Source organism: Micromonospora sp. NPDC051227, from assembly GCF_044455385.1.
In the GTDB taxonomy this organism is placed as follows: Bacteria; Actinomycetota; Actinomycetes; order Mycobacteriales; family Micromonosporaceae; genus Micromonospora.
This window is the reverse complement of sequence record NZ_JBITET010000007.1, coordinates 211,393-232,794: the sequence shown is the minus strand read 5'-3', so window position 1 is coordinate 232,794 and position 21,402 is coordinate 211,393. Positions and strand designations below refer to the sequence as shown.

At 72.9% G+C, this 21,402-nt stretch carries 18 protein-coding genes; 14 read left to right on the top strand and 4 right to left on the bottom strand.

Going from position 1 to position 21,402, the window contains the following annotated elements; all coding sequences use genetic code 11:
- Positions 1-78 precede the first annotated feature (78 nt).
- The 7 genes from ACIA47_RS19605 to ACIA47_RS19575 all read left to right on the top strand — a co-directional run bounded on the left by ACIA47_RS19605 (position 79) and on the right by ACIA47_RS19575 (position 7,593).
- Positions 79-903 (top strand): DUF4097 family beta strand repeat-containing protein, encoded by an 825-nt coding sequence (locus ACIA47_RS19605; protein WP_203125363.1) that lies wholly within the window; start codon positions 79-81, stop codon positions 901-903.
- Positions 900-1,511, top strand: coding sequence for a PadR family transcriptional regulator (locus ACIA47_RS19600; RefSeq protein WP_203125365.1), 612 nt, complete (start codon positions 900-902; stop codon positions 1,509-1,511). The genes ACIA47_RS19605 and ACIA47_RS19600 overlap by 4 nt, the downstream gene beginning before the upstream one ends.
- Positions 1,512-1,597: 86 nt before the next feature.
- On the top strand, positions 1,598-2,299 hold the full coding sequence (locus ACIA47_RS19595; RefSeq protein WP_030336721.1) for a response regulator transcription factor: 702 nt from the start codon (positions 1,598-1,600) through the stop codon (positions 2,297-2,299).
- Entirely contained in the window at positions 2,296-3,852 is a 1,557-nt protein-coding gene (locus tag ACIA47_RS19590; protein ID WP_203125367.1) for a HAMP domain-containing sensor histidine kinase, read from the top strand. The genes ACIA47_RS19595 and ACIA47_RS19590 overlap by 4 nt, the downstream gene beginning before the upstream one ends.
- A 62-nt stretch (positions 3,853-3,914) precedes the next feature.
- Positions 3,915-5,543: a trypsin-like peptidase domain-containing protein gene (locus ACIA47_RS19585; RefSeq protein WP_396709615.1), complete on the top strand. Its 1,629-nt coding sequence runs from the start codon at positions 3,915-3,917 to the stop codon at positions 5,541-5,543.
- A gap of 177 nt (positions 5,544-5,720) precedes the next feature.
- Positions 5,721-6,389 (top strand): BON domain-containing protein, encoded by a 669-nt coding sequence (locus ACIA47_RS19580; RefSeq protein WP_203125371.1) that lies wholly within the window; start codon positions 5,721-5,723, stop codon positions 6,387-6,389.
- 148 nt (positions 6,390-6,537) lie between these two features.
- Positions 6,538-7,593, top strand: coding sequence for a glycosyltransferase family 4 protein (locus ACIA47_RS19575; RefSeq protein ID WP_396709767.1), 1,056 nt, complete (start codon positions 6,538-6,540; stop codon positions 7,591-7,593).
- An 18-nt stretch (positions 7,594-7,611) separates the two neighbouring features.
- Here the strand turns inward: ACIA47_RS19575 and ACIA47_RS19570 are convergent, their stop codons facing one another.
- Positions 7,612-9,102: a protein kinase gene (locus tag ACIA47_RS19570; RefSeq protein WP_396709612.1), complete on the bottom strand. Its 1,491-nt coding sequence runs from the start codon at positions 9,100-9,102 to the stop codon at positions 7,612-7,614.
- A 165-nt stretch (positions 9,103-9,267) separates the two neighbouring features.
- On the opposite strand from ACIA47_RS19570, the gene ACIA47_RS19565 reads away from it, so the two are divergent.
- The 7 genes from ACIA47_RS19565 to ACIA47_RS19535 all read left to right on the top strand — a co-directional run bounded on the left by ACIA47_RS19565 (position 9,268) and on the right by ACIA47_RS19535 (position 17,746).
- Positions 9,268-10,101 carry a patatin-like phospholipase family protein gene (locus ACIA47_RS19565; RefSeq protein WP_203125373.1) on the top strand — a complete coding sequence of 278 codons (834 nt, stop codon included), beginning with the start codon at positions 9,268-9,270 and terminating at the stop codon, positions 10,099-10,101.
- Positions 10,101-11,105, top strand: a complete 1,005-nt coding sequence (locus ACIA47_RS19560; protein ID WP_203125375.1) for a 1-acyl-sn-glycerol-3-phosphate acyltransferase — start codon at positions 10,101-10,103, stop codon at positions 11,103-11,105. Before ACIA47_RS19565 ends, ACIA47_RS19560 begins: the two co-directional genes overlap by 1 nt.
- A 21-nt stretch (positions 11,106-11,126) precedes the next feature.
- Positions 11,127-11,447, top strand: coding sequence for a divalent-cation tolerance protein CutA (gene cutA / locus ACIA47_RS19555; RefSeq protein WP_091406014.1), 321 nt, complete (start codon positions 11,127-11,129; stop codon positions 11,445-11,447).
- A gap of 48 nt (positions 11,448-11,495) precedes the next feature.
- Complete coding sequence (locus ACIA47_RS19550; protein WP_396709608.1) at positions 11,496-14,954, top strand: SCO7613 C-terminal domain-containing membrane protein; 3,459 nt, start codon at positions 11,496-11,498, stop codon at positions 14,952-14,954.
- A gap of 136 nt (positions 14,955-15,090) precedes the next feature.
- On the top strand, positions 15,091-16,140 hold the full coding sequence (locus tag ACIA47_RS19545) for a fatty acid desaturase family protein (RefSeq protein WP_396709606.1): 1,050 nt from the start codon (positions 15,091-15,093) through the stop codon (positions 16,138-16,140).
- Between the two features lie 161 nt (positions 16,141-16,301).
- On the top strand, positions 16,302-16,595 hold the full coding sequence (locus ACIA47_RS19540) for a 4a-hydroxytetrahydrobiopterin dehydratase (protein WP_396709604.1): 294 nt from the start codon (positions 16,302-16,304) through the stop codon (positions 16,593-16,595).
- Positions 16,592-17,746, top strand: coding sequence for an FHA domain-containing protein (locus ACIA47_RS19535; RefSeq protein ID WP_396709602.1), 1,155 nt, complete (start codon positions 16,592-16,594; stop codon positions 17,744-17,746). Before ACIA47_RS19540 ends, ACIA47_RS19535 begins: the two co-directional genes overlap by 4 nt.
- A 53-nt stretch (positions 17,747-17,799) precedes the next feature.
- Here the strand turns inward: ACIA47_RS19535 and rocD are convergent, their stop codons facing one another.
- From rocD to ACIA47_RS19520, 3 genes are all read right to left on the bottom strand, one after another.
- A complete protein-coding gene (gene rocD / locus ACIA47_RS19530; protein ID WP_396709765.1) occupies positions 17,800-19,014 on the bottom strand; it encodes an ornithine--oxo-acid transaminase in 1,215 nt (404 codons plus the stop codon).
- On the bottom strand, positions 19,014-19,829 hold the full coding sequence (gene ddaH, locus ACIA47_RS19525) for a dimethylargininase (RefSeq protein WP_396709763.1): 816 nt from the start codon (positions 19,827-19,829) through the stop codon (positions 19,014-19,016). The genes rocD and ddaH overlap by 1 nt, the downstream gene beginning before the upstream one ends.
- A 593-nt stretch (positions 19,830-20,422) precedes the next feature.
- Positions 20,423-21,259 (bottom strand): thrombospondin, encoded by an 837-nt coding sequence (locus tag ACIA47_RS19520; RefSeq protein ID WP_396709600.1) that lies wholly within the window; start codon positions 21,257-21,259, stop codon positions 20,423-20,425.
- Between the last annotated feature and the right edge of the window lie 143 nt (positions 21,260-21,402).

Sequence of the window (21,402 nt, the reverse complement as noted above, 5' to 3'; positions counted from 1 at the left end):
CTTGTGGTGTCGCGATGTATCGCGTTACATTCTCCTTCTGTCGGCGTGCCTCCCGCGCGTCGTCGAGAGGGGGACGCCATGGCCGGATGGACGGTCGAGAGCCCGCAACGGCTCACAGTGGACGCTCCGGTCGTCCGGCTGGACGTTCGACTGATCAGTGGGCGGCTCAACGTGGTCGCCACCGACGGGCCGGCCCGGATCGACGTGACCCAGGTCGGCCGTCGGCCGGTCCTGATCGACCACACCGACGGTCGGCTCAGCATCCGCCAGGAGCGCGGTCGGGGCTGGTCGGACGTCCTGCGCTGGTTCCGGATGATCCACCGCTATCCCCGGGTGGACGTCTCCATCGCGGTGCCCGCCGACGTCCTCGCCGATCTGGGCCTGGTCGCGGGCTCGCTGGTCGCCTCCGGCCTGCGCCGACAGACCACCGCCAACGTCGTCGCCGGCCAGATCACCCTGATGGGGCTGCGCGGCAGCACCTCCGCGAAGCTCACCTCGGGGCCGGTGGAGGCGCTCGGCGTCCGCGGCGACCTCACTGTGGAGACGGTCTCCGGGGAGGTGATCCTCGCCGACAGCGCCGCCGACCGGGTGCGGGCACAGACCGTCTCCGGCGCCATCACCTGCGATCTGGACAACCCCCGGCGCAGCGAGATCCGGTTGACCACCATCTCGGGCAGCATCACCGTCCGGGTCCGCGCGGACAGCGACCTCGCCGTCCAGCTGAACACCGCCTCCGGCCGGATCACCAGCGGCTTCCCGCAGCTGCGCACCTCGACGTTCCCGCTGCCCAGCAGCGAGGGGGTGCTCGGCGCCGGCGAAGGTAAGCTCTGGGCTTCCGCGACCTCGGGGAGCATCGCCCTGCTCGCCCGAGCCGTCGACGACGATGAAGAGGAGCTGCCGTGACCGCCGTGTTCAGCCACGGGCGGCTCCGGCTCTACCTGCTCAAGCTCCTCGACGACGGCCCGAAGCACGGCTACGAGCTGATCCGCCTGCTGGAGGACCGCTTCCTCGGGCTGTACGCGCCCAGCGCCGGCACCATCTACCCCCGCCTGCAACGGCTGGAGGTCGAGGGTCTGGTCAGCCACACCGCGGCCGGCGGCCGCAAGACGTACGACATCACCGATGCCGGCCGGGCGGAGCTGCGCCAGCGGGCCGACGAGTTGACAGCGCTGGAAACGGACATCGCGGCCTCCGTGGCGGATCTCTCCAGCCTGGCCGGCGAGATCCGCAGCGAGGTACGCGGATCGGCACGCGACCTCAAGCGGGAGCTGAGCGAGGCCACCCGGCAGACCCGGCGGGCCCGGTGGGAGGCGCCCGCGCCGCCGCCCCGCCCGGCGTCGACCGGAGGGCCGCAGGCCGAGCTGCTCGACGAGTTGGACCAGCGGCTGGCCGCGTTCACCGCCGAGGTGGGCCGGCTGATGCGCGCCCGACAGTTCAGCGACACCCAGTTGCGCACGGCGATCCGGCTGCTCGACGGCGCCCTCGACGGGCTGCGTCGTCTGCTCCGCTGACCGGCGTCGCCGGACGGCCGGCGACTCACAGCCTTTTTGCAGGAAGTGTCCAGCGCTGGCGCAGTGAAGTCACCGATGATGGGCGCATGCCCGCTACCCAGACCGAGGCGCGACTGCTCGTCGTCGAGGACGACCCCAACATCCTCGAACTGCTCTCCGCGAGCCTGCGGTTCGCGGGCTTCGACGTGGCCACCGCGACAAGTGGGAGCGCCGCGCTCAACGCCGCCAAGGACCACCGGCCCGACCTGGTGGTGCTCGACGTGATGCTCCCCGACCTCGACGGCTTCGAGGTCATCCGGATGCTCCGCGAGGGCGGCACGCGTACCCCTGTGGTGTTCCTGACCGCCCGGGACGCCACCGACGACAAGATCCGTGGGCTGACCCTGGGCGGCGACGACTACGTCACGAAGCCGTTCAGCCTGGAGGAGCTGACCGCCCGGATCCGCGCCGTGCTGCGCCGCACCACGACCGGCGAGCAGGCACCGTCCCGGCTCACCTTCGCGGACCTGGAGTTGGACGAGGAGACCCACGAGGTGCACCGTGCCGGCCAGCGGGTGCAGCTCTCGCCGACCGAGTTCAAGCTGCTTCGCTACCTGATGCTCAACGCCAACCGGGTGCTCTCCAAGGCGCAGATCCTCGACCACGTCTGGAACTACGACTTCCGGGGCGACGACAACATCGTCGAGTCCTACATCTCGTACCTGCGGCGCAAGGTCGACACCACCCAACCCCGCCTGATCCACACCCTTCGCGGCGTCGGATACGTCCTGCGCAAGCCGGCGGCGTGAACGCGGTCCAGCAGGCGAAGGGACGGGTGCGCAGCGTTCCGCTGCGGGTGAAGCTGGTCACCTCGGTGCTCGCGCTGGTCGCCGTCGCGCTTCTGGTGATCAGCTCGCTGACCGCGTACTTCCTCCGCAACTACCTGGAGGGCCAGGTCGACGGGCAGGTCCGGTCGACCGCCCAGGGCCTCGGCCAGGTGCAACTGAAGCTGCGCAGCGGTGAGGTCGGCGTGGTGCTGCCCAGCGACTACGTCGTGATCGTGGCCGACGAGCGGCGGGTGTACGACCCCCAGTACGACAAGCGCAACTTCGACCCCGATCAGCTGCCCACTTTTCCTGCCAGCCGCAAGGACTTCGAGGCGGCGGAGGGCGAGCCGCGGACGGTCATCTCACACGATCGCCTCACCCGGTGGCGGGTCTACTACGCGGCTCAACCGGACGGCTCGGTGCTGGCCGTGGGTCAGCCGCTGACCGAGGTGGACCGGGCGGTGAAGCAGCTCGTCTGGATAGACCTCCTGGTCGGTGGCGCAGTGCTGATCATGCTGGCCTCGGTCGGCGCGGCGATCGTCCGGACCAGCCTCAAGCCCCTTGTCGAGATCGAACAGACCGCCGCTGCGATCGCCGGCGGTGACCTGACCCGCCGGGTGCCCGACCCGGAGGAGGGCCAGGCCGAGCCGACCTCGGAGCTGGGCCGGCTCTCCCGTGCGCTGAACGCGATGCTCACCCAGATCGAGGCGGCGTTCACCGCCCGTGCCGCGTCGGAGACCTCGGCCCGGTGGGCGGAGAGCGCCGCCCGGGACGCCGCCGCAGCAGCTCAGGCGTCCGAGGCGCGGGCCATCCGCTCCGAGGAGCGGATGCGGCAGTTCGTCGCCGACGCCTCGCACGAGCTGCGGACTCCGCTCACCACAATTCGTGGCTTCGCCGAGCTGTACCGGCAGGGTGCCGCCCGTGCGCCGGAACAGACCGCCGGCCTGCTGCGCCGCATCGAGGACGAGGCGGCCCGGATGGGGCTGCTGGTGGAGGATCTGCTGCTGCTCGCCCGGTTGGACATGGAACGGCCGCTCTCGCTGACCCCGGTGGAGCTGCCGGTGCTCGCCTCCGACGCGGTGCAGGCCGCACGGGCGATGGCGCCGGACCGGCGGATCGAGCTGGAGATCAGGCCGGAATCCGGCCCGCTCGTCGTCTCCGCCGACGACGCGCGGCTGCGGCAGGTGATCGGCAACCTGGTCACCAACGCGCTCACCCACACCCCGGCGGAGGCCGAGGTCCTCGTACGGCTGCGCGCCGAACCCGGTGGCTTCGCCGTCGTGGAGGTCGCCGACACCGGCCCCGGCCTCTCGGCCGAGCAGGCCGAACGCGTCTTCGAGCGGTTCTACCGGGCGGACGCGGCCCGTACCCGGCGGGCCGACGGCAACACCGGCACCGGCCTCGGCCTGGCCATCGTGGCGGCGCTGGTCGCCGCCCACCACGGCTCGGTCGAGGTGGCCGAGACGCCCGGCGGCGGGGCCACCTTCCGGGTTCGGCTGCCGCTGCTGCCGCAGGTCGACGGAGCGGGCGAGTGACTTTCAGCCAACTTCCAGGACGGTTCCAGGTTGATTGCAGTGCCGAGGGAGAAGGTAGTGCCATGACCGAGTTCGAGTCCGACCCGCAGCGCCGGCCGGCCCCCACCGACGCCGAGCCGTCGCACCCCACCGCCGAGCTGCCGCGCGACGAGCGCGTGCAGTCCGACTCCCCGACCACTCCCGTACCGGTCGTCTCGACCGACGGCGACCCGACGGTCGCCTCCACCATCGGTGACGGGAAGACCACCGCCGTCACCCCGGCCGCCGCGCCCGCCGGCTTCTCCGCGCCCGCCGGCCCGCCGGCCGCCGCTCAGCCGACCGGGTACGAGCCGTCGACCGGCTACGAGCGCCCGGCCGCCGCCGCGTCCGCGCCGCCGTACCCGGCCTCCGGTCACCCGTCGCCCGGCCAGCCCGGCTACCCACAGCCGGCCGCCGGCCACTACCCCGGTGCCCCCTGGTACCCGGGCCAGCAGTCCGGCTGGGCCGGCGGGGGCCAGCCGGGTATGCCGTACGCCCAGCACCAGCAGCACCCCGGGCAGCACGCCCAGCACCCCGGGCAGCACCCGCACCACCCGGGCCAGCCGGTCCCGCCGTGGGGCCCGCAGGTCGCGCCGCCCGGCAGCGGCCCCCGGCCGGGTCGGATCGCCAAGTTCGCCGGTGCCGGCGTCGCGGTGTTCGCCCTGATGCTCGGTTCCGGTGTCGCCGGTGGGGCGCTCGCGCTCGCCCTCGACGGCGACGGCGGTGGCATCACCCGCACCTACTCCGCAGCTCCCGTGATCAACGGCGCCGACCTGCCGAAGATCGCCGCGTCGGTGCAGGACAGCGTCGTCTCGATCACCACCGACAGCGGTGAGGGCTCCGGGGTGGTGCTCAGCGCCGACGGGTACGTGCTGACCAACAACCACGTGGTCGCGTCCGCCGCGGGCGACGCCGTGCGGGTGGTCTTCGCCGACGGCAAGACCGCCGACGCGAAGATCATCGGCACCGACCCGAAGACCGACCTGGCCGTGGTGAAGGCCAACGGGGTGAGCGACCTCAAGCCGGCCAAGTTCGGCGACAGCGACGCCATGCAGGTCGGCGACCAGGTGCTCGCCCTGGGCAGCCCGCTCGGTCTGCAGGGTTCGGTGACCTCAGGCATCCTCAGCGCCCGGGACCGCACCATCCGGGCCGGTGAGGGTCAGCCGCAGGACCCGACCCAGCAGCAGAGCCAGCCGGTCAGCTCGATCTCCGGCCTGCTCCAGACGGACGCGCCGATCAACCCCGGCAACTCCGGTGGCGCCCTGGTCAACACCCGGGGCGAGGTGATCGGCGTCAACACCGCCATCGCGACCTCCGGGCAGAGCACCGGCAACATCGGTGTCGGGTTCGCCATCCCCAGCAACAAGGCCAAGGACGTCGCGGGCAAGCTCCAGCGGGGCGAGAAGGTCAGCCACCCGTCGCTCGGAGTCGGCGTCAACCAGGCCGAGGGCGGCGGCGCCCTCGTCGCGTCGGTCACCCCGGGCAGCCCGGCGGAGAAGGCCGGTCTTCAGCGCGGCGACGTCGTCACCCGGTTTGGCGACAAGCCCGTCAACGACTCCGACGACCTGGTCGGCGCGGTGCAGGCCGGCAAGGTCGGCGACCGGGTCGAGGTGCAGTTCAAGCGCAACGGTGTCGAGAAGTCGGCGACCGTGACGCTCGCCGAGACGTCCTAATCAGCTGTCTGAACCTGCTTCCTCCCTCCGGCGGCGGGTGGCGGGGCCGAGGGGGTCGGCTCCGTCACCCGCCGCTTCTTTCCGCCCGCACGGCGGTTCACCCGGATCGGGTGAACCGCCGTCATCCGTCCACCCGGCAGGTTCGAAGGGCGACGACCGGAACCGGGGGTGGGTGCCATGACCGAGGTGGTGGGTGTCCGCGACGACCAGCGGATCCAACGCGACGTTCTGGCCGAGCTGGCCTGGGACGCCCGGCTGCAACCGAACGAGATCGGGGTGACCGTCGACCAGGGCGTGGTCACCCTGACCGGCTTCGTGGACGGTGCCGCCCGCGGCTGGGCCGCGACGCGGTGCGCACAGCGGGTTCGCGGCGTACGGGCGGTGGCCGACGAGATGGAGGTGCGGCTTCCCGGCACTCCGGGGCGTACCGACGCCGAGGTCGCCAACGCCGCCACCCGTGCCTTGGAGTGGGACAGTTTCGTGCCCGCCGAACGGCTGGACGTGACAGTGGCCAACGGCTGGCTGATGCTGCGCGGTGAGGTCGAGTTCGGGTGGCAGCGGCGGGCCGCCGAGGGCGAGGTGCGCCGGCTCGACGGTGTACGGGGGATGACCAACCTGATCGAGGTACGACCCGCGGCGCCACCGGCCGAACAGCTGCGGCGGGAGGTCCAGCGGGCGCTGTCGCGCACGCTCGGCGGCGAGCGGGTGACCGTCGAGGTGGACGGCGACACACTGGTCCTCGCCGGCGTGGTCCGTTCCTGGTGGGAACGCGATCAGGTCGAGCGGGTGGCGTGGTCCGCGCCCGGGGTGCGGGTCGTCCACGACCAACTACTGGTGGGCGGGTGATCGTCCGCCATGTCCGGTTTAGCCGGGATGCCACCGGGAAACCGCCGCCGACCGGCGGTGCCGCCGCACCGGGGAGCAACGGGGAGGACTCGTGGCCGTGAACCACCCGCCTGCGGACCGCCCCGAGGAGCGGTCGCTGCGCATCGCGATGGTGGTTCCGCCGTGGTTGTCCGTACCGCCGCCCGGCTACGGCGGCCTTGAACAGGTCGTCGCCGCTCTGGTGGACGCGCTCTGCGGGCAGGGGCACTCGGTGACCCTGTTCGGTGCCGGAGGTGATCATGGCACGGCGGCCGACGGCTTCGTCTCCACTGTGGCCGAGGTCCAGTACGAGCGGCTCGGCGAGTCACTGCCCGAGCTGGCACACCTGGCCCGGGTGAATCGGCTGATCAGCCCGGCCGACTTCGACGTGATCCACGACCACACCACGATCGGTCCGCTGGTCGCCGGCCGCCGGGCCGTGTCGACGGTCGCGACAGTGCACGGCAACCCCGTGGGGGAGTACGGCGACGTGCTGAGCGACATTGACGCGGGGGTCGCGCTGGTGGCCATCTCGCACGCCCAGCGCCGGCTGAACCCGAACCTGCCCTGGGCCGGAACGGTGCACAACGCGCTCGACATCCGCGGCTTTCCGCGCAAGCACACGCCCGGCGCGGGGCCGGTGCTGTGGCTGGCCCGGTTCAGCCCGGACAAGGGCCCGGACACCGCCATCCGGGCGTGCCGGGCGGCCGGATTACCCCTGCTGTTGGCCGGCAAGTGCAACGAGCCGGCCGAGCGCCGCTACTACGAGCAGGTCGTCGCGCCGATGGTCGACGAGGACGTGACCGTCGTGCTCAACGCGGACCGCGCGGCGACGCTGCGGATGCTTGTCGACGCGCGCTGCCTGATCATGCCGATCCAGTGGGACGAGCCGTTCGGCATGGTGATGCTGGAGGCGATGGCCACCGGCACGCCGGTGGTGGCGCTCAACCGGGGTGCGGTGCCGGAGCTGGTGCGGCCGGGGCTGACCGGGCTCGTCGTCGAGCGGCCGGAGGAGCTACCCGCGGCGTTGCTCGCGGCGGAGCGACTCGACCCGGAGGACTGCGTGGCGCACGTCGCGCGGAACTTCTCGGTCGAGCGGATGGCGAGCGGCTACGCGGAGATCTATCAGCGCTTCGCCCTCGGCCGGCACGACGTCCGTGAACCGGCCCGGGTGCCGGTGCGCTGACCCACCGGTGTCGCCGGGTCAGGCTCCGGTCGCGCCCAGCTCGGCGATGGCGGCGTCGAGCCGAGAGGCGTACGCCGGGCTGATGCCACCCTCACCGAGACGGACGGCGACCTTCGTGCGCAGCCGGGCCACCGGCGGCGCCAGCTCTTCGCGGCCGGAGCTGACCGCCACGGTCAGATTGCGCAGCTCGTTGCGCAGGTCGAGGGCGACGTCGTCGCGGATCTCACCGGCGCTCAGGCCGGCGCCGATCAACCCGTCGACCCGGTTCGCGACCTCGGTCAGGGTGCCCGGGTTCGAGGTGGGTGCGCCGGTGGTCGGCTTCGTCGTCGGCGTCCCGGACGACGTGATCGGCGCGGACGACTCGGGGGCCGGCGGGTCGGTCGACGGGGTCGTCACCGGCCCGGCGGAGGGCTGCGCCCGGCGGGTCGGCTGCTGTTCGGGCAGCAGGGCCACCCCGGCCAGCGTCACCCCGACGGCCAGCACCAGCAGCAACACCAGTTGCCGCCGCGACCAGCCGGACCCGGTCGCCGGCTCGCCCGCGCCGGAGGAGGTCCCATCGTCCGAGGTGTCTGGATCCAGTCGTGCCGCCGCGGGAGGGCTGGCCGTCGCGACGACGGGCGACTGTGGTGGCAGGGGTTGGGTGGGCACCCGGATGGTCGCCGTCGGGGGCTCGGCGGGCAGCGAGTGGTCGCGGAGCGCGGTGGAGACCTGCCGGGCGGTCGGCCGATCGGCGGGGTTCCGGGCGAGGCTGCGCAGGCAGATCTGGGCCACCGGTGCGGGCAGGTCCGGTAGGTCGGCCAGCGTCGGCGGCGGACCACTGGCCAGCGCGGCGCTGAGCTGCTCCCAGGTGTCCGCCGGATACGGGACCCGGCCGGTGAGCGCCTCGTGCAGCAGCACGCCGAGCGAGTAGACGTCGGTGGACGGTTGAGCCGGCGCGCCGTCGAGGCGTTCCGGGGCGACGTACGCCGGGGTGCCGAAGGTCTCGCCGTCCTCGTCCTCGTCGGGCGCGCCGATCCGGGTGGCGATGCCGAAGTCGAGAACCTTGACGCCCGTCCCGGTCATCATCACGTTGGCCGGGGTGATGTCCCGGTGCACGATGCCGAGCCGGTGCGCGGCGGCCAGCGCGTCCGCCACCTGCGCGCCCACCTGGACCGCCTCGGTCCACGGCAACGGCCCCTCGGTGAGCCGCAGCTTCAACTCCTCGCCGCTGAGCAGCTCCATCACCACGAACGAGGTGATCGAGCCGTCCGGGTCGACAGTCTCGCCGTAGTCGTGCACGGAGGTCAGGTGCGGGTGCACCAACTGGGCGGCGGCCCGTGCCTCCTCGCGCACCATGCCCCGGAACCGCGCGTCGGCGGCGAGTGACGGGGCGAGCACCTTCAGCGCGACCAGCCGGTCCAGTACCTCGTCCCGGGCACGCCAGATGACCGACATGCCGCCGGCGCCGATCTGGTCCAGAAGTCGGTATCTGCGAGCCAGCAATCGGCCCGGATGCAGTGCTGCCTTCACGGATCGCACCTGCCTCAGGGGTGGGAGCGGTATCAGGTTGCGCGAATGCGTCCTGCCTGTCAACGCCGTCGCCACCAGCCGTCGACGGACGGTGCCTGCTGTGCGCTGACCGCTGGTCGACAGCGGCCCACCGGTCGGCGGCGGGCCCGTGCCAGGATGAGAGACATGGCGGGGGGACCGGTGGCGTTCGTGCTCGGCGGCGGGGGAGTGCTCGGCGCGGTCGAGGTCGGCATGTTGCGTGCCCTGTTCCGGGCCGGCATCCAACCCGACATGGTCCTCGGCACCTCGATCGGCGCGGTCAACGGCGCGCTGGTCGCCGCCGACCCGTCCGAGGCGGTGACCGACCGGCTGGTCCGGCTCTGGGCCTCACCGGAGGCGAGCGAGGTGTACGGCGACTCGGTGGCCCGGCAGTTGCGCCGCTTCGCCGCCCGCACCCATCTGCACTCACCCCGGCCGCTGCGCCGCCTGCTCGAGAACGAACTGGGGGTGGACACCACCTTCGCCGATCTGCGGGTGCCGTTCCGGTGCTGCGCCGCCCACATCGAGCGGGCCGCCGAGCACTGGTTCGACAGTGGCCCGGTGGTGCCGGCGGTGATGGCGTCGGCCTCCGTGCCGGGCCTGCTTCCGCCGATGCAGATCGACGGCGCGCACTACGTGGACGGCGGGATCGTCAACTCCATCCCCATCGGCGAGGCGGTGGCCGTCGGGGCCCGCCGGATCTACGTCCTCCAGGTGGGTCGGATCGAACGGGAGCTGATCCCGCCCCGCCGGCCGTGGGAGATCGCGCAGGTCGCGTTCGAGATCTCCCGCCGGCACCGCTTCTTCCGGGAGATGGCGGCGCTGCCCGAGGGGGTGGAGGTGCACGTTCTGCCCACCGGCGGGCTCAACCCACGCGACGACACGCCGTGGGCGTACCGGGACATGGCGGCGGTGGGACGGCGGATCAGCCGCGCGTACACCGCCTCCCGGCGCTACCTCGCCACCCACCTGGAGCGTTGATGCCGCTGCCTCCCCGGTGGCTGCGTCGGCTGCTGATCGCGCCTGCCGTCGTGCTGCTCGCCTTCCTCGTGGTCACCACGTTGCCGATCTGGGCGTTGCTCGCCGCGGCCGCGTCCCCGCTGGTGCCGGGCCGGTTGCGCCCGCTGCGACTGCTCTGGATCGGCTCCTTCTACCTGGTCTGGGACGCCGCCGCGCTGCTCGCGCTCTTCCTGCTCTGGGTCGTCTCCGGCTTTGGCTGGCGGACCCGGTCGCCGGCCTTCCAGCGCGCGCACTACGTGCTGGCCGGCTGGTTCCTGCGGGTGCTGTTCTGGCAGGCACAGTGGACATTGCGGTTGCGCATCGACGTCGTGGGCACCGACCCGGACACCGCGCTGCCCGGCCGGCCCGAGCTGGTGCTCTGTCGGCACGCCGGGCCGGGCGACTCGTTCATCCTGATCCACGGGCTGGTCAACTGGTTCCACCGGGAGCCCCGGATCGTCCTCAAGGACAGCCTCCAGTGGGATCCGGCGATCGACGTGCTGCTCAACCGGCTGCCCAACCGGTTCATCGCGCCGACCCCGGAGCGCGGCGAGGAAACGGTCCGCCAGGTCGGGCACCTCGCCACCGGCCTGGACGACAACGACGCGTTCGTGATCTTCCCCGAGGGCGGCAACTTCACTCCCAGGCGACGGCTGCGCGCCATTGCCCGGCTGCGCTCCCTCGGCCTGGAAGGGATGGCCGTGCGCGCCGAGCGGATGCGCCACGTGCTCGCCCCGCAGCCCGGTGGGATGCTCGCCGCGCTGGACGCCGCACCGGACGCCGGGGTCATCTTCGTCGCCCACACCGGGCTGGACCGGATGCTCACCGTCGCCGACGTGTGGCGGGAACTGCCGATGGACAAGCGGATCGTGATGCGGTTCTGGTCCGTGCCGCCGGAGGACGTACCGACCGGACGGCAGCAACGCATCGACTGGCTCTTCGATTGGTGGGCGCAGATTGATGTCTGGATCGCCGCTAATCGGTAGATGTCCGCGTAGGGTGCGGGCGTGGACGAGATCTGCGTGGTGACAACGGTGGTGGACGCGCGTTCGGTCGCCGACGTGCTGGCGGCTGCGGCCGTCGCCGGCAGGCTCGCCGCCTGCGCCCAGGTGGGTGGTCAGGTGGACAGCACCTACTGGTGGCGGTCCGGGATGGAGACGAGCACCGAGTGGTCGGTGCAGTTCAAGACCGCACCGGATCGGCTCACCGCGTTGCTGGACCAGATCCGGGTCAGCCACCCGTACGAGGTGCCGGAGATCCTGGTGTCCAGAGTGGAGAGCGGCAACCCCGACTACGCCACCTGGGTGTACGAGCACACCCGATCCTGAGTACGCGCACTCTGGGTCGCACCCCGATCGGTTGTCGATGATGACCGGGTGGACGACACCCGTTACCCCTGCCCCGCCTGCGGTGCACCGGCCGATCTGAGCGCCGGTTGCTCCGGCTGCCGGCGTGCGCCCGACCCCGTCGCCGCTGAGGTGGTTCGGCTGAGCCGGGAGGTCGCCGAGCTTGAGCCGCAGGTGGAGCGGGCTCGCCGCGCGTACACCGAGCTGGCCGGACGGCTGTCGACCGTGTCCGGGCGGCGGGCCGAACTGGCCGCGCTCGTCCGTGCCGGGTTGGTGGCCTCGGTCGTGGCGCGCCCGGCGCCTGTCGTCGGCCCGACGCCGTTCATCGGCCCGGGCCCCGGGGTCGCGACGGATACGCGGCCGGGTGCGGCGGAGACCTCGACCCGGACGGTCCAAGGCCTGCTCTTCGTCCTCGGTGGACTCCTGCTGGGCACCGCGGCGGTGGTGTTCACCGCGGTCGCCTGGGCGGCGGTGGGGGTCGCCGGGAGGGCGTTGATCCTGGTGGCGTTCACCGCGCTCGCGCTGGGCGTACCGCTGCTGGCGGTCCGCCGAGGGCTGCGCGGTACGGCGGAGACGTTCGCCGCGGTGGGGTTGCTGCTGGTGGTGCTGGACGGTTACGCGGCCTGGTCGGTGGACCTGGTCGGCGTGGCCGGCTGGCCGGGCAGCCGGTACGCCGCGCTGGTCGGGGGGGCCAGCGCGGCGGTCGCCGTGACGTACGGCCGGTGGAGCGGGTTGACGGGGCCCTGGTTCGCCGCCCTGGTGGCCGCTCAGCCGGCGTTACCGCTGCTCGCCGCCGAGGCCGGGCTGGGTGCGGCGGGGTGGGCGTTGGTCCTGCTAGGGGTGGCGTCGCTGAACCTGGCGGTGCTGGCCGCGCTGCGTGGCCGGGGAGGGGTGGCGCAGCTCGTCGGCCGGGTCTTGGCCGGTGCCGGTCACGTCGGCGCGCTGGTGGGTGCCTCGGCGTGCGCGGTGGTGCCGCTGGTCGGTGGGCGGGCGGGGGGCTCGCCACTGCTGGCCGGGGTGCCGCTGTTGCTGGTCGCGCTGACCGGGTTCGGTGCGGCCTGGCTCGTCGGGGGGCGGGCGCTGCGGGCGGTGGCGGCCGGGCTGCTGGTGCCGGTGCTCGCCGCCGCCCTGCTGCGTCCGGTGGCGGAGCTGCGGCCGTCAGTGCTGCTGCTCGCGGCGGCGACGGTGGCGCTCGGGATGGCCGCCGCCGTGCGGCTCCTGCCAGCGGTGGACGGTGGCGGCGGTTGGCGGACCGGTCCGCGGGCCGGCGCGCTGGTCGTCGCGGCGGGCACGGCGCAGGTCACCGTGTTGATCGCCATTGGGCTGGCGGTCGCCGCCGTCGGCCGGTCGCTGCCGCCCTGGGGCGGGGCTGGGACGGGGCCGGACCTGCGCTGGGGTTGGCAGTTGGCACCCGCGGCGGCGCTGGCGATCGGCGCGACGGCGCTCCTGCTGCCCCGTGGCGCGCGGGCGGTGCTCGCCACGGCCGGCGCGGTGGCGGTGCTGTTCGCCGTACCCGCCGGCTGGACGGCCTCCTGGCCTCAGGTGCTGGCCATCGACCTGGTCGGCGGGGTCGCGCTGCTGCTCGCCGTGCTGACCCGCCCAAGCACCCCACCGGTCGCCCTGCACACCCGTGCGTTCGGCGGTGCCGTCCTGCTCGGGCACGGGCTGCTGGTCGCCCTGGCCGCCCCGACCGGTGCCCTGGTGGCGCTCGGCGTGCTCGCCGTGGTCGGGCTGGCCCTGGCCGTCCGACGGGGGGCCGGCGCGTACCGGGAGGTGGCCGGTGCGGGTCTGCTGGTCGGGCAGCTCGCGCTGCCCGGGATCGCGGCGGTGGCGATGTTCGCCGCGGGCGGGCCGCCCTGGTGGCAGGCCCGGCTCGCGCTGGCCGCCGCCGGGCTGTCGCTGGTCGCGGCGCTCGCGGCCCGCCGCCACCGGGTGGAGCTGATCGGGTACGCGGTGACCGGCGCCGTCGCCGCGGTGACAGTGCCCGGCCTCGCGCCGCTGGTCGGGGCGGGTGACGAGCCGCTCGTGCTGTACGCGGCGCTGGCCGCGCTGGGTGTCGCGTTCGTCGCCTGCTGGCTGCCGTCGGCGAGCGCCTCCAGTCAGGCGGCCCTCGGCGACCGGCTGGCGGCCGACGGGCACGAGTCGGCCCGGTCGGCGCTGTTGCTGGCGGCCGGCGGAACGCTGGCGGTGGTCGCCGTCCTGGCAGCCCTGCCGACGGTGCTGACCGCGCTCGGGTCGCCGTACGGCGGCTGGAACCGGGTGTGGTCGGGGGTGCCCACTGTCGTCGCCGACCCGTCGGTGCTCCCGGTCGGGTTCGCGCTGGTCGTGCTGGCGCTGGCCGGCGCGCTGGCCGGTCGGCGGGTCGGCCTGCCGGTGCCGCCCGCGCTGCCGTTCGGCGCGGCGGCGCTGCCGGTGCTGCTCATCGCGATCGGCGCGCCGTGGCCGGTGCTGCCGGCCGCAGTTCTGCTCGCCGGCCTGGCGGCGCTGCTGTTCACCGCGCTTGCGGCGGCCCGCCCGGCGCTCACACCGGTCGCCGTGCCGGTGGGCGTGGTGCTGGTGGCCTCCGGTGTGCTCGGTCTGCTGGCCACCCGCGCCGGAACGCTCGCCGCCGAGGGGGCGCTGCTGGTGGCGGCGGTCGCGGTCGCCGCCGGGGCGCGCCGATTCGAGGTACGGGTCGTCGGTTGTCTCGCCGCCGTGGGCGCGGCGTCCGCGTTGGCGGTGACCGCCCCGCTCGCCGCTGGGCTGCCGTTGCGGGCTGCCGCGTACCCACTGCTGGCGGTGGCCGCGTTGGTGCTTGCCGCCGCGGCGGTCACCCCGGCGCGGGTCCGGCTGGGACGGGTGCTGGACGCCACCGCGCAGGCCGTCGCGCTGGTGGCGGCGGTGCTCGCCGTCGAGGCGGCGCGGCACCTCGCCACCGTCTGCGTGCTCTGGGGTGTCGCCGTGGCGCTGCGACTGCTGCGCCGGGGCGAACCAGCCGGTCGGCGGTGGGCGTTCGCCGGGATCGCCGCCGGCAGCGAGTTGGTCGGGGCCTGGGTGCTGCTCGCCGCCGGTGGGGTGACCGTGCTGGAGGCGTACACCCTGCCGGCCGCGGCGCTCGCCGTCGGAGCGGGTCTGTTGGCGCTGCGTACCCGGCCGGGGCTGACCAGCTGGCCGGCCCTCGGCCCGGGGCTGGTAGCGGCGTTGCTGCCCAGCCTCGTGTCAGTGCTGGCCGGGGCGGACCCGCAGCCGTGGCGGCGACTGCTCCTCGGCGCGGCGGCGACCGGCGCGGTGCTGGCCGGCGCGACCCGCCGGTGGCAGGCGCCGGTGCTGCTCGGCGGCGGGGTGCTGACGCTGCTGGCGCTGCACGAGGTGGCCCGGGGGTGGGATCTGCTACCCCGGTGGATCTATCTGGGGGTCGGCGGGCTGGCGCTGGTCGGGCTCGCCGCCACCTACGAGCGGCGGCGGCGTGACCTGGCCCGACTGCGCGCCGCGGTGGGCCGACTGGGTTGAGCCGCACCAGCGGGGGTAGGGCTCTCCCTACCCCCCATTCGGGGGCTGTCGGGGTTACTCAGCGCTACCGCGATTGGGAGACTTGACATTAAGCCCGAACCACCCCGGTACGGGCGCAAGCGGAACGGGAGCAGCGATGGCGCTCGGAGCGGTGGCGGAACCGCCGGTACGACGGCGAGGCAGTGACTACGCACAGTTGTCCCGGCGGATCAGCGAGGCGGGCCTGCTGGAGCGGCGCCCCGGCTGGTATGTCACCCGCATCGTGCTTACCCTCGGCGCCTTCGTGGCCGGCTGGGTGGCCGTGTTCCTGCTCGGTGACTCTTGGTGGCAGCTGCCGCTCGCGGCAGTGATGGCGGTGGCCACCACCCAGGTCGCGTTCCTCGGTCACGACGCCGGGCACCGCCAGATGTTCCGTCGGCGTGGCCCCAGCGAGTTGGTGGGGCTGTTCGCCGGCAACGCGGCGGTCGGGCTCAGCTACGGCTGGTGGGTCGACAAGCACAACCGGCACCACGCCAACCCGAACCACGAGGACGAGGACCCGGACGTCGGCGCGGGGGCCCTGGTGTGGACGCCCGAACAGGCGTTGGAGACCCGTGGGATCGGTCGCTGGATGGCCAAGCGGCAGGCGTACCTGTTCTTCCCGATGCTGCTGCTTGAGGGCCTGAACCTGCACGCGGCGAGCATCAAGGCGATCGTCGGCCGGGAGGACGGCAAGTACGCCGTCCCGATGCGGCGCCGGGCCGTCGAGGCGGCGCTGCTCGTCGCGCACACCGCCGCTTACGTGGCGCTGCTGTTGGCGGTCATGTCCCCGGTCAAGGCGCTGCTCTTCGCCGTGGTGCACCAGGCGCTGTGGGGCCTCTACATGGGCTGCGCGTTCGCGCCGAACCACAAGGGCATGCCGATGCCGACCGCCGAGGACGAGTTGGACTTCCTGCGTAAGCAGGTTCTGACCTCCCGCAATGTGCGGGGCAGCCGACTGGTGGACACCGCGCTCGGTGGTCTCAACTACCAGATCGAGCACCACCTGTTTCCGAACATGCCGCGCGCCAACCTGCGCCGGGCCCAGCCGATTGTCCGGGCCTACTGCGCCGAGCAGGGCATCCCGTACGCCGAGACCGGGCTGGTCGAGTCGTACCGGCAGGCACTCGGTCATCTGCACGAGGTGGGTCAGCCGCTGCGCGGCTGAACAGCACGGCCGCTGCGCGGCTGACGCGATACTGATTGGCGGGGCGGCATCTGATGATGCCGCCCCCGCCGTCGCGTTTCTGGCCGGCACCGCCAGCAGGAGACCCTGGGCTCGAGGGAGCGCGTCCGGTCAGCCAGCCGTCCCACCGGTAGGGTCTGGTCATGGCAGACCTGCTCACCGCGGACGCGGTGCGAGAAGAGCTGAGCCGGTTGCCCGACTGGTCGGGTGACCCGACCGGCATCGGTCGTACCGCCCAGCTCGGCAGTTTCCCGGCGGCCATCGCGGTGGTGGACCGGGTGGCGGCGGTGGCCGAGGAGCTCGACCACCATCCCGACATCGACATCCGATGGCGGACCCTGACCTTCCGCTGTGTCACGCACTCGGCCGGTGGGGTCACCCACCGGGACTTCGAGCTGGCCCGGCGCATTGACGACATCGTCCGGAGTGCGGCATGAGATTCGAGATCAGCAAGGTTCTGGATGCCATCGAGGGTCGGGTCTGCACGGACCCGTCACTGGCCCGGGCCGTGGTCGACCTGGCCGAGGTGATCCGCTACCACGACATCGACGGTGGTCGGCCGGCCAGCCTGCTCCGCCTCGGCATGGTCATCGACGCGCTCTCCCGCGAGCTGGAGGAGGACAGCGTCCAGGTCTACGCGGTGGTGCACCGGGCGTTGCTCTCCGACGCCGACCTCACTTCGAACGAGCGGATGGTCGTCCGCCGCTGGGCCGACGACGGCCTCGTCGAGGTGCTCGACAACCCAGGTGACCGGATGTTGGAGGTCGCCGACCTGCTCGGGTTGCCGGTGCTCAGCCGGGTCCGCTTCGACGGGCTGCGCGGTCGTTTCCCGTGGCTGGTCGAGCAGCCCGGTCGGGTGGTCGCCCCGGTGCCCGGCGCCGGCGGGCCGGTGTTCATCGCACACGTCGGTGGTGGCCACTCGCCGGTGGCCGGCAAGCGGTCACCGACCGGCGTCAAGCTGCTGGCCCGCCAGTGGCGCTGCCCGGAGTCGGGCTGCGCGCTGTTCGGCGGCGGTGGTGGGGGTGGCGCGTTCGCCGACCTGGCCGGGGGCGCCGACCGCAGCCCCGCAGCGCAGCCGCCGCCCGCGCTGCGCAACGGCGTGCCGACCTGCCCCCGGCATGGCGTACGGCTCGGTGACGGCGGCCCGCGTCCGCGTACCGAGGTGCTCGCGGTGCGCGTCGGCGGTCTGGTCCGGCGGCGGTTCGTGCTCAGCGAGGAGCAGCCGATCGTTGCCGGTCGGGCTCCCGAGCAGGACGGCGGGATCATGCTCGGGCAGTGGCTCAACGACGAGGCCCGGCGCTGGATCAGCCGTGGTCACGTCAGCTTCGAGTTGCGGGTCGGCGAGGTCATCGTGACCGACGTCAGCACCAACGGCTCCGGCATCCGTCCGGCCGGTTCGATGGCCGAGTCGGACCGGATCCCGCTGGCGCCCCAGCAGTCCCGGGTGCTGGGCGAGAACGACATGGTGGAGCTGTACCCGGGGGTGCAGATCGGTCGGGCCGAGGAATTGCCGACCGGTGCCCCGTTCACCCCCACCTCGGTGATGGCCGAGGCCCCGACGATGGCCATGCGTCTACCCCGACCCTGACGCGAAAGGCGGGCGCCGGAACCCCGACGCCCGCCTTTCACCACGTTCGCGGTTCAGCCGGCCAGCACCTCGGCCAGCTGGGCCACCGCCAGGTCGATCTCCTCCTCGGTGATGACCAGCGGTGGGGCGAGCCGGATGGTGGAGCCGTGGGTGTCCTTGGCGAGCACTCCGCGCGCGGCCAGCCGCTCACACGCCTCCCGACCGCTCATCAGCGCCGGGTCGATGTCCAGACCGGCCCACAGGCCACGAACGCGTACCCCGACGAGGCCCTTGCCGACCAGCCCTTCCAGGCCGGCCCGCAGCCGCTCACCAAGCTCGGCCGAGCGGCGCTGGAACTCGCCGGTGGCCAGCAGCCGGACCACCTCGATCGCCACCGCGCAGGCGAGCGGGTTGCCGCCGAAGGTGGAGCCGTGCTGGCCGGGCTTGAGCACCCCGAGCACGTCGGCGTTCGCGGCCACCGCGGAGACCGGCACAATGCCGCCGCCGAGCGCCTTGCCGAGCAGGTACATGTCGGGCACGACGCCCTCGTGGTCACAGGCGAAGGTCGCGCCGGCACGCCCCAGACCCGACTGGATCTCGTCGGCGATGAACAGCACGTTGCGCTCGGTGCAGACCTGGCGTACGCCCGGCAGGTAACCCTCCGGCGGCACCACCACACCCTGCTCACCCTGGATCGGCTCCAGCAGCACGGCCACTGTGTTCTCGTCGATCGCGGCGGTCAGCGCGGCCAGGTCGCCGTACGGCACGACAGTGAACCCCGGGGTGTACGGCCCGAAATCGGCGCGGGCGTCCTCGTCGGTGGAGAAGCTCACGATGGTGGTGGTCCGCCCGTGGAAGTTGCCCTCGGCGACCACGATGTTGGCCTGCCGGGCGGCCACGCCCTTGACCTGGTAGCCCCACTTGCGGGCCACCTTGATCCCGGTCTCCACCGCCTCGGCACCGGTGTTCATCGGCAGCACGAGGTCCTTGCCGCACAACTCGGCCAGCTCCCGGCAGAAGTCGGCGAACTGGTCGTGGATGAACGCCCGGCTGGTCAGCGTGAGCCGGTCCAGTTGGGCGTGTGCGGCGGCGATCAACTGCGGGTGCCGGTGACCGAAGTTCAGCGCGGAGTAGCCGGCCAGGCAGTCCAGGTAGCGGCGGCCGTCCACGTCGGTGAGCCAGGCGCCCTCGGCGGACGAGATCACCACCGGCAGCGGGTGGTAGTTGTGCGCAGTCCAGCGCTCGGCGTCCCGGACCGCTCCCGGCGTACGCAGCTTGTCATCCACTATCACTTGCTTGCCTTTCCCTGACGGAGTCGCAGCGTGCAGCACTTCGGTCCGCCGCCGGCCTTACGTAGCTCGGACAGGTCGACCCCGATGGTTTCGTAGCCCCGGTCGCGCAGCTTGGCGCCCAGGTCGGTGGCCTGCGCGGGCAGCACCACGTGGCGCCCGTCGCTGACCGCGTTCAGCCCCAGCACCTCGGCGTCCGCCATGGTGGCGTGCACCGCGTCGGGGAAGAGCCGGCGCAGCACGGCCTGGCTGCCCGGGGAGAACGCCTCCGGCAGGTACGCGACGGTCCGCTCGTCGAGCACCGTCAACGCGGTGTCCAGGTGGTAGAAGCGCGGGTCGACAAGTTGCATGGTGATCACCGGGTAGCCGAAGACCTCCTGCAACTGGGCGTGTGCGGCGTGTGCCGTGCGGAAGCCGGTGCCGGCCAGCAGGTGGTCACCGGCCAGCAGGACGTCGCCCTCGCCCTCGTTGACGTGCTTCGGGTCGTACATCTCAAAGCCGGCGGCCTCGAACCAGGCCCGGTACGCCGGCGCCTCGTCGGCGCGCTGCGGGTCCCGGAACTGCACTGCCATCGCCTTGCCGTCGATCACGGTGCCGCCGTTGGCGGCGAAGACCATGTCGGGCAGGCCGGGCACCGGAGTGATCTCCTCGACGGTGTGGCCCAGGTCAAGGTACGTCTGGCGCAGCTGCTCCCACTGCCGGACGGCCAGCGCGGCGTCGACCGGCGCGCTCGGGTCCATCCAGGGGTTGATCGCGTAATCGACGGCGAAGTACGTCGGCCGGCACATCAACAGGCGCTGGCTGGTGGCGTCCATCGTCATTGTCCTGCTCCCAGGGGTCGGGCGCGCCCGGCCACCGTGGCCCACGGGCTGGCGCCGTTGCTCAACGGTATGCGGCGTCAGCGGCAGGATCCACCACTGAGAGTTGCGCAGAACGTAGATTCGTTGCGTTTGGCGAGCTTTTCCAAACGATTCGTTGCGTTGGACCGTGGACGTGCCGGCTTCAGGCCGGAGACCGGCGTTCGGGAGCCGGTGGCCGGGGCGGAGGCCGGGCGGTCGGGAGCCGATGGCCGAGGGCCGAGAGCTGTGGGGCCGAGAGCTCGTTCGCACCCTTTGCTCTGCTGCCCTATACGCACCACCAGACGGGCGCCACCCTCACCGACGCGTACCGGATCCGCCGGCCACTTTCCGGCGCCACGCGACGGACGCCTGCCGGACGCAGGGTGGCGCATATGGGTATGCAGAGCAAAGGGTGATGTACAACCGTCGAAACCTGGAAACACTTCAGGGGCGGCGAACCGCCGCCCCTGAAAGGGTGTCGCCCGGCCGGTGAACCACCGGACTGATCGGGCTGCCGGCGAACCGCCAGCTGTTCGCCGGTGCATCACCGGCGAGCGGAACAGTGCCCGCTAGAAACGATCCACAAACTGTGAGTCAAGCCACTCGCGGAAGCGCTGCACCCAGTCGCCGTCGGTGGTCGGCCAGTCGAACTGGCCGGTCATCGCGAGCACTCCGATCACGACCGCGGCCAACCCGATCAGCACGCCGAAGAGCGCGTCGGTCTTGCCGGCGACGTGCCGACGGCGGGTGGCCATCAGGCCGAGCACCGCGAGCACCGCACCGAACGCGCCGAGCCCGATGCCGTACCCGGCCAGGGTCCCGGTCAGCACGAACATCGCGCCGACGACCGAGACGATCAGGCCGAGGGTGGCGAGCAGGCTGGCCCGCGGCTTCGGGCCACGCGTCACCGGCGGCTCGGGAGTGGTCACGCCGGTGGGGTCGACCGGGTGGTCGGTGGTGGCCCGGTCGGTGGCGTCGGGCCGACGGGTGGTGCTGTCGAGGTCGGCGTCCCGCTCGGCGGTGCGCGCCGTGGTCGGGGCAACGGAGGGCCGGGACTCGGTCTCCACCTTGTGGGCGGTGCGGGGCTCGGGTGTGACCGGGCTGGTCGTGCCGTTCACCGGCTCGGGTGCGACGGGGCGGGTCGTGCCGTTCGACGGTTCGGGTGCGACCGGGCGGGCGGTACCCCGGGGCTCAGTGTCCACCGGTCGCGCGGTGGCGGCACGGGGCACCGCCGCCCGCTCGTTGGCCCGCCGCTCGGCCTCACTGGTCTGGCCACCGGTCGCGCTGGCACTGTCGTCAGACTGACCGGTCTCGGTGACCGGGGTGTCGCGGCCGTCCACGCGGCCGTCGAGGTTCTCGTCCCGTGCCGGCTCGGACCGGCGGGACAGCGAAGGAATCCTGACCACTACACACCTCCTGATGAATGCGTGGTGGCCGACAGAAAGGGTGGCACCCACGCGGTGTCGCCCCTCGAATACCCACCTGGGCGTTTCCTGACACCAATCCTGGGTACGGCCGCCGAGAGCTGCCTGCCGCGGCCCGGCCTGTG

Excerpts from the sequence above, each read along its gene's own strand:
- ACIA47_RS19535 (WP_396709602.1), top strand. The coding sequence starts at position 16,592 with ATGAGATTCGAGATCAGCAAGGTTCTGGATGCCATCGAGGGTCGGGTC.
- ACIA47_RS19585 (WP_396709615.1), top strand. The coding sequence starts at position 3,915 with ATGACCGAGTTCGAGTCCGACCCGCAGCGCCGGCCGGCCCCCACCGAC.
- ACIA47_RS19565 (WP_203125373.1), top strand. The coding sequence starts at position 9,268 with ATGGCGGGGGGACCGGTGGCGTTCGTGCTCGGCGGCGGGGGAGTGCTC.
- ACIA47_RS19545 (WP_396709606.1), top strand. The coding sequence starts at position 15,091 with ATGGCGCTCGGAGCGGTGGCGGAACCGCCGGTACGACGGCGAGGCAGT.
- ACIA47_RS19595 (WP_030336721.1), top strand. The coding sequence starts at position 1,598 with ATGCCCGCTACCCAGACCGAGGCGCGACTGCTCGTCGTCGAGGACGAC.
- ACIA47_RS19540 (WP_396709604.1), top strand. The coding sequence starts at position 16,302 with ATGGCAGACCTGCTCACCGCGGACGCGGTGCGAGAAGAGCTGAGCCGG.
- ACIA47_RS19575 (WP_396709767.1), top strand. The coding sequence starts at position 6,538 with ATGGTGGTTCCGCCGTGGTTGTCCGTACCGCCGCCCGGCTACGGCGGC.
- ddaH (WP_396709763.1), bottom strand. The coding sequence starts at position 19,829 with ATGGACGCCACCAGCCAGCGCCTGTTGATGTGCCGGCCGACGTACTTC.
- ACIA47_RS19580 (WP_203125371.1), top strand. The coding sequence starts at position 5,721 with ATGACCGAGGTGGTGGGTGTCCGCGACGACCAGCGGATCCAACGCGAC.
- ACIA47_RS19605 (WP_203125363.1), top strand. The coding sequence starts at position 79 with ATGGCCGGATGGACGGTCGAGAGCCCGCAACGGCTCACAGTGGACGCT.
- ACIA47_RS19560 (WP_203125375.1), top strand. The coding sequence starts at position 10,101 with ATGCCGCTGCCTCCCCGGTGGCTGCGTCGGCTGCTGATCGCGCCTGCC.